We start from the raw sequence: 6,887 nt of genomic DNA on the forward strand, positions 1-6,887 counted from the left end.
ATGACTATCACGGGCTTTTTCGTATTCAGCGGTCAAAGCTTAAAGCCTCACCAGCTTCATTGCTTACGATTTGACCGTCTTTTACTTTTAACACGCCGCTTACTACCGTATGGGTAACTGAGCAGCGGAAAGTATGATTGATAAAAGGCGACCAGCCGCATAAGGATTTGATGTCGGAAGTTATTACCGTATGCGATTTAATCGGATTTACAAACACGATGTCGGCTTTTTTGCCTTCTTCAATGGTTCCCCTGTCAGTAAGGTTAAAGCGCTTGGCTACATTTGTTGAGCTTACCTTAACCACTTCCTCAAGGGTAAGCTCGCCGCGCTTCCATAAATCAAGAAGGGCAAGCAGTGAGTACTGTACCGAGGTAACGCCTGAAGCGCATTTTAAATACGATCCTGATTTAACTGAAATCTCATGGGGCGCATGATCGGTTCCGACCGTGGTGATAATGCCGCGTTTGATGCCTTTAATTAAAGCTTTACGGTCAAATTCGTATTTAACCGCCGGATTGCATTTTAAAAAGCCTTGCAAGAGTGAATAATCGCCTTCTGAGAAGAACAGGTGAGGAATGCACGCTTCCCCTGAAATCTGACGGCTCTCAAGCGGATCTTTTGCAAAGTAATTTAAGATCTCAACTTCCTCTTTGGTGCTAAGGTGCATGATATGAAGCTTAGCTCCGGTATCAAGCGCGGTCTGAATGGCAAGCTTTGAGGATTTGATGCAGCAGTCGCGGTTGCGGATGACAGGGTGCATGTTAAAAGGAATGTTGTCGCCGTACATTTCCTGGGCGGCTTTTTGCTTGGCGGCGATGATTTCATTATCCTCGCAGTGCGCGGTTACCATCATCGGAGCTGCTTTAAACATTTTATGCAAAATGCTTTCATCATCTAAAAGCAGATTGCCGGTAGTCGATCCCATATAAACTTTAATGCCGGCAACGGATTTAGGATCGGCTTTTTTTACTTCCTCAATATTGTCAGGGGTCGCGCCTAAATAAAAAGCGTAATTGGCCAGACTGTCGCGTGCGGCGGTGGCTTTTTTGCCGTTAAGTGATGCTTCATCAACAGTAGGCGGCATGGTGTTGGGCATATCCATAAAGGATGTGACTCCGCCTAAAACTGCGGCACGGGATTCTGAATAAATGGTAGCTTTCTGAGGCATTCCCGGATCGCGGAAATGTACGTGGGCATCAATAAGTCCCGGCAGCGAGACAAGCTCATGACAGTCAATTTCTTCTGCACCGCTGTCTGCAATTTGCGGTGCAATTTTTGCGATTTTATCGTCTTCAATAAGAATATCTGCACGTATAATACGTGAAGGCATTACAACCTGAGAATCTTTTAAAATTAATTTGCGCATAAGAGATCTCCTTTAGCAAATTAATTGTAGTTGAAAATGAAGAAACTATGAACGAAATTGAAAAACTTACCGCACCTCGGTTTACGATAAAAGACGTAACCGTGTACGAAAAAAAGCGTGTCTTTAAAGCTCATTTTGCCGTAGATAACTACATCGTTTCTTATAAAAAGTTCACGGGCGGAGAAACCCGCAAGCTCGTGCGTGAAATCTTTGAGCGCGACGCGGAAGCCGTCGCTATCGTTCCTTACGATCCAAAAACTGATGAAGTCGTGCTTATTGAGCAATTTCGTCCCGGCGCTTTAAACGATCCGGTGTCCCCTTGGCTTATTGAAATCGTCGCCGGTATGATTGACCTGGGCGAAAGTCGAGAAGAGGCCGCATGTCGCGAACTTTATGAAGAGGCAAAGCTTAAAATCACTAAAGACGATCTTGAGCTGGTAAGCTCTTTATACCCAAGCCCCGGCGGAACTTCCGAAGTCGTTACCATTTATATTGCAAAAATAAATTCCGATCATTTAGCGACAAACGGCGGACTTGCTGTTGAAGATGAAGACATCAGAATCTTTAAGGTAAAAGCGCAAGATGCTTTCAAACTGTGCAAAACAGGAAGGATCTGCAATTGTGCTGCAATGGTAGGCTTAATGTACTTAGAGCTTAATTACGATAAGTTTCGCAATAAAGCTTAACTTCTAAAAATCTTCTTTTGCCCCGTCAAAATGGCGGGGTCCATCCAAAAATTTTATTTGATTCTTTTTTGACATCCTCTTTTACTATCCATAAAAAGCGTTTTTTGTGTCTAAATTTTATAAAAATCGTTATAAATGTATGTTTTTTACTGGTTTTAGAACAATGTAAACGTTTACGGCATAAAAATTACAGTAAAGATTTTTGAGATTTTTAATAAAAATTTTACTTTTACGTATATTTTAACTACGTGAAATTTTTTATAATACGCATCGACATAGAGAAAATTGAGGTAAACAAGATGCGTCAGACAGAGAGCGCTATGCGCATGCTCATTTGTGCCTATAGAGCAGTATTATCTAATTGTTTTAATAAAGAATTCTTGGGGGGGGGGGAAAACGACTAGCTAAAGGAGCAGCCCTCGGATCCCTCCTAACTGCAGTTCTTGCAGGTTTTTCAATTCCTTCTTATGCTGCTGATACAGATACTTTTTATAAAAAAGATGAAACAGTTACTAAAAACGAAGATTTAAATCTTGATCAAAATACTTTTTATGGCGATTTACTAATTTCTCCAGCAGAAAACAAAGAACCGGCAATAGAAGGGACAAGCGAGGATATTAATATAAAAGTTGTCCAAGATGATGAAAAAGGCGATGGAAACTTAGCTTTAGAAGCAGGAGAAAAAGCTCACGGAATTATTTCTAAACTTGATGAAGGAAAAGAGATTAATTTAAGCGCTGAGGGTAACTTAACTATTGATGTAAAAGGCGATAATTCAGAAGATCACGGTGACGGTATTAATGTTACAAGTGAAAATAATGGCTCAATAACATTAAGTGCAAATCAAAACATTGAAATTAATGCAAAATCTAATCGCGGAGACGGTATTTTAGTTTCTAGTGGTTCTAGTGGAGATATAACGTTAACTTCGGAAACAGGAAACAATAAAATTATCGCAGGTAATAATGGTATTGACCATAGCGGGTCTCAGATTATTACAATAAAAGCTGAAGTCGCAAATATTATAAATGGTGGCTTTGCACAACAAACTTCATCAGGTGGAAATCAGGGAGATGGTATCCGTGTTGAAGGTAGTGGTAGTGTTAATGTAACTGGTTCGTATAATCTGATTTCGGGGTTTGATGAGGGTCTGTACATTGATGATGCGGCAAATGCTCAAGAAGGGATAAAAGTCACAGCAAATGGTACGGATGCGAACGGTTTTGGTAACGTTATTTCAGGAAATGACAACGGTATTCAATCGAATGGCTTGGCATCAATTTCAGTATTGGCACAAAACGGCAGTACTAAAATATTTGGTGGAAAAAATGGAGTTGTTAATTCCGGCAATGGGAATGTTCTAGTTAAATCTGGAGATATAAGTCAGTTAACTATAAACTTAATGAACAATTTAGATGAAAAGATACCTGAAAATAATATTTACACTATAGGTGAAGAAAACGGTATTGTTTTGAGCGGATCGGGAAACACTACATATGAAGCGCAAAACAATAATTACATTATAGGTACAAATAATGGTATTTATTCAACAGGAATGGGCAGTGTATCTTTGACTGCAGGAAATAATAACATCATAGGGTGGTTTGAAAATACTATATCTAAAAACGGTATCTATGTGGAATCTGGAAAGGTTACTTTAGATGCTGACAATGAAAATAGAATAAAAGCTACAGAAAATGCTGTTTATTCCTTGGGCGCAGATAGTGAAATATCATTGAATGGTGCTCAAAATATTATTACAGTACAAAATGTCGACGGAGTTGATGAAGGTCAGTTTGCTTATGGCTTAAGAGCAAATGATAATTCAAGTATTACAATCAAAAATCTTGAAAAAGAAGCTGATTATACAAAGATATATGTAGAATCAACAGAAAATTCAGGCAATGGTTCTATTGCAGTTGAAAGTGAACTCAATGGTAAGATTGACTTAACAAGTAAAGATATTGATATTACAGCGAAGTCTGCTAAAGTGGGGCATAATTTTGAAGCGATAGGTGTAAAAAATGAAAATAATTTAATTAAAAATAATTTTAATATCGTTTCATCTGAAAATCTTTCTATATATTCTGAGAATATAAAAGGCAATACTGGCGGTCAACCAGGTTTGGCTTATGGTGTATATGTGCAAGATGCTCTGGAATCTAATTTTGTAGCAAAAGATTTAATTATTACTGCAAAAAGTAATCAGGGCGGTGGTGAATCATATGGAATATGGGCTGAGGCGTCAAATGGACAAAATGATGATGAATTTGTCGCTACAGATGTGACAACTTCTTTTAATGCAAATAATTTCTCAATTAATGCTGAAGCGACCAATGGTACCTCTTATGGTGTATATATACAAAATAATAAAACTACTAGTAAAAATACTGTAAATATTACTACTACAACTGATATAAATATTGCTGCTAAAGTATTCATCGATGATTCAAAGTCTGACAATGGCTCGTACGCATATGCTACAGCAATTAGAGCTTCAGGGGCTGATGTCTCTTTGAGTTCAGAAAATGGCGAAATATCTTTAATAGCAACATCTGAGGATGCCTCAATAGAGTTACCTGATAATAAAATCTCCGTAACTGCAATTGGTATTAACTCTTCAGCGTTAAGTGACAATATGTCTGCTAGCCATGTTGAATTAATCAGTAAAAAGAATTCTATTTATAGTGATCAACAGGGTGTTCTTTCTGATGGTTCTAAGTCAACAATCGAAGTAAATGCTACTGGTGATGGTAATTTTATTTATACTTCATTAGAGAATTCATCAAGCCAAGGAGTTATAAGTCGTGATGGTGGACATGTTGTTGTAAATGCTGAAAAAGGATCTAATCATATTGAAGCTTCTAACGCTGGTGTACTTGCGCGTAAATTTGTTAGAGAAGGAGGAAGTTCCGTTGTCTTAAATGCAAAATATAATGAGGTTTTAGCTGAAAAATACGGATTGTACGCTGATACGGATTCCTCTGTTACTTTAAATGCTGAAAATAATAATGAATTATTGAATGCGGGAAATTTTATTACTGCAAACGATTTGTCTAAAGATAAGGTTCAGCAAGGCTATGGAAATGGTTGTGCAATTTCTTCTAAGAGTGGAAGTACTATAAAAGCATTAACAAGTGGTCAAAATAAATTATTAGGTGCAGTTGTATCTAGTGGAAATAATTCTACAGTTAATATTTTGGGTTTAAATGACTCTCCAAGTAATATCAATGAAGTATGGTCATACGGTGTAATTGCCGGGGCAGGTGATTTAGATGAAGATGCAACTGAAGGAGAGTCTTCTTTTAAAGATAAAACAGTCATTTCCGCCTTATACGCCGAAGAGGGAGCCAAGATAACCTTATCCGGCAAGACAAATAGGTTGTATACAACTGCAGCTCCTAATGAGCATGATGACTTAGAGCGTGTAGTCTGGGCATATAACGGCAAAGAAGGCAAAGCTACAACCATATCAATTGACGGTCATACGGATATCTCAACCAATCAGTATGATAAGAGCCTTAACAGCATCGATATCGCTATAGCTGCAGGTACTGCTGTAAATTTGAAAGGAGATATTGTAAGCCAAAGCAAAGATTTGGCAGTTGAAGACCGTGCCCAGGTTCTGGTTAATTATGCTGATTTAACAGATGATAAAGGCTCAGTTGTTCAGCGGAGCTCAATAACCGGCGATATTCTTGCCGCATATGCGGGCTATGTTGATATTAAACCTGCAAAAAGCTCAAATGCCGGAATTAATATTACGGGCAATATCCTTGCCGGTAACAACGGTATCGTGAAGATTGATTTAGGCAAGGGTGGCAGTTTAACCGGACGCGCTGATGACTACGGTGATGCAAGCGTCGGAGATGGAGCAGACGGTAATAAGGGACATCAGAACTCTACTTATTTCAACCCTGCATTCAGCAGCTCCATTTATGAAGGCGGCGCAGTCAACCTCACCATGGGAGAAGGCTCGCAGTGGAACGTAACCGGACAGAGCTGGATAACCTCCATTGCTACCGGAATCACCGGCTCATCGGCAGATGACGTTGAACCTTTGCCGACGATTGATTTGACTCAGGCTAATGATGTAAAGAACTCTAAAGCAGCAGGTCTTACAGTTTATAATTTCAGCGGCGACTCCAATTTCAAGATGAAGCTTGATGGCAATAATCTTAATAACAGCAATATGCTGTATATGAAGCATGCCAATGGTAATTACTATATCGAGCTTGAGGATGCGGTAAGCGCGGATGAAATCAATACCGCGCTGCATGACGGCTTGCGTTTTGCCACGGTAGGAAAAGATTCTAACGTTCACTTTAGCGTCGGCAGCAGAGATGACGGTGTCTTTAATGTCGAATATGAAGTGGGACAGGATAATTACGATGAGACCGTATCTGAAAACGTGCATTATAATGGCTCTGAACTTACTGCCGAGAAACCGAGTGATTCCACTGTCAAAGATTTCTTCGGCAATGAAGGAACTCCGGTTGAAGAGGTAAGCGGTGATGCGGGAATCGCTACCGCAAGTGCCGTTATGGCTTTAGCTGAAGAAGCGGAGGTTAAGGCGGCAGAGACTCAGGAGGATAGCGCTACCGGTGCCGTAAACCATAAGATTATCGGCATAAGCTCAACCGAAATCTCCGACGGCGGCAAGACCGTCATCAACATGTCCCGCGCCAACTACGCCAACGCCGTTTACATGGATACTTTAAATAAGCGTCAGGGTGAAGCAAGATTTGTTGGTAGTACCGACCACGGAGTCTGGGTCAGACTGCGTCATGACAATATCGGCAAGGAAGATGCCTTCAGAAGCCATAACACCATGG

At 39.8% G+C, this 6,887-nt stretch carries 4 protein-coding genes; 3 read left to right on the top strand and 1 reads right to left on the bottom strand.

Features of this window, described 5'->3' with window-relative positions; all coding sequences use genetic code 11:
• Positions 1–25: 25 nt before the first annotated feature.
• Positions 26–1,366, bottom strand: a complete 1,341-nt coding sequence (locus HMPREF9444_RS04465; protein ID WP_009143171.1) for a dihydroorotase — start codon at positions 1,364–1,366, stop codon at positions 26–28.
• 47 nt (positions 1,367–1,413) lie between these two features.
• Between HMPREF9444_RS04465 and HMPREF9444_RS04470 the strand changes: the two genes are divergently transcribed.
• From HMPREF9444_RS04470 to HMPREF9444_RS04475, 3 genes are all read left to right on the top strand, one after another.
• Complete coding sequence (locus HMPREF9444_RS04470; RefSeq protein WP_009143172.1) at positions 1,414–2,052, top strand: NUDIX domain-containing protein; 639 nt, start codon at positions 1,414–1,416, stop codon at positions 2,050–2,052.
• Positions 2,053–3,254: 1,202 nt separating this feature from the next.
• On the top strand, positions 3,255–3,416 hold the full coding sequence (locus HMPREF9444_RS10925; RefSeq protein WP_156791214.1) for a hypothetical protein: 162 nt from the start codon (positions 3,255–3,257) through the stop codon (positions 3,414–3,416).
• A gap of 38 nt (positions 3,417–3,454) precedes the next feature.
• Positions 3,455–6,887 (top strand): hypothetical protein (locus tag HMPREF9444_RS04475; RefSeq protein WP_040909216.1); only part of this gene is annotated, 3,433 nt, incomplete at its 3' end.

This window comes from Succinatimonas hippei YIT 12066, from assembly GCF_000188195.1.
Classification (GTDB): domain Bacteria; phylum Pseudomonadota; class Gammaproteobacteria; order Enterobacterales; family Succinivibrionaceae; genus Succinatimonas; species Succinatimonas hippei.